Origin of the sequence: Streptomyces sp. NPDC006624 (assembly GCF_040611555.1) — a bacterium.
Classification (GTDB): domain Bacteria; phylum Actinomycetota; class Actinomycetes; order Streptomycetales; family Streptomycetaceae; genus Streptomyces.
This window is the reverse complement of sequence record NZ_JBEXOM010000113.1, coordinates 1-1,016: the sequence shown is the minus strand read 5'-3', so window position 1 is coordinate 1,016 and position 1,016 is coordinate 1. Positions and strand designations below refer to the sequence as shown.

Annotated in this window: 2 protein-coding genes; both read left to right on the top strand. The window is 35.9% G+C overall.

Going from position 1 to position 1,016, the window contains the following annotated elements:
- The coding region (locus tag ABZY20_RS37535) for a divalent metal cation transporter (protein ID WP_356448062.1) at nucleotides 1-503 on the top strand (503 nt) is incomplete at its 5' end.
- A 68-nt stretch (nucleotides 504-571) separates the two neighbouring features.
- Nucleotides 572-1,009: a universal stress protein gene (locus tag ABZY20_RS37530; protein ID WP_047687110.1), complete on the top strand. Its 438-nt coding sequence runs from the start codon at nucleotides 572-574 to the stop codon at nucleotides 1,007-1,009.
- The last annotated feature ends 7 nt before the right edge of the window (nucleotides 1,010-1,016 follow it).

Genomic DNA, 1,016 nt, shown 5'->3' with positions numbered 1-1,016 from the left:
CATTATTCGCAGTCGCGTTACTAGCTTCTGGACAAAATTCAACGATTACCGGAACTTTAACTGGACAAGTAATTATGGAGGGATTCATTCATATGAGAATGCCAATTTGGCTAAGACGCTTAATTACGCGTTTGATTTCAGTTATCCCAGTGTTAATCTGTGTAATTATTACAAGCAGGCAAGGAACGATTCGGGAGCACACAGCGTTAAATACACTAATGAATAATTCACAAGTCTTCTTAGCTTTTGCGTTACCATTTTCGATGGTACCATTATTAATGATGACCAATAGTGAGGTGGAAATGGGAAGCCGGTTTAAAAATTCGATAGTTATTCGGATAATAGGATGGGGTTCAGTAATTGGATTGACATATTTAAATTTGATTGGATTGCCCGGCCAAATTGAAGGTTTTTTTGGTGAAAAGGTGACATCAAGCCAACTTGTACTAGCTGATTCTATTGCCTATGTCATTATCGTCGCAGTATTACTACTGTTAGCGTGAACAATTATTGAACTGTATAAAGGAAATAAAAAATATAATCAATTAATTAATGAAAGGTAAGAAGCACTATGGAAGGATTTGATGAATTTAAAAATATTTTAGTTGGGGTAGATGAATCAGAAGGAGCTCAAAAAGCCTTTCAATATGCTGTAAAGCAAGCGAGTAAAACTGGAGCCGCATTACTGATTGCCTCAATTTTAGAAATTGAAGAGCTGAATGTTTATGAAGCGTTAGACCCTGAGTACTTGAGGCAGAAACAAAGTCAATTGTCACTTAATTTGGAAAAGTACAAACAATATGCAGAAAATAGCGGTGTAAAAAACATTCAGCTGTACAGTGGAGAAGGTGATCCGGCCGAGGAAATTACTAAGACGATTTTGCCAGCAACATCTGCAGATATCTTAATCATTGGATCGCGATCAATGCATGGAATTAAAGGATATTTTGGTTCGCATGCTACTTATATGGTTAAAAATTCTCCAATCTCAATTACAGTTATTAAGTAAATATTGC

Excerpts from the sequence above, each read along its gene's own strand:
- ABZY20_RS37530 (WP_047687110.1), top strand. The coding sequence starts at position 572 with ATGGAAGGATTTGATGAATTTAAAAATATTTTAGTTGGGGTAGATGAA.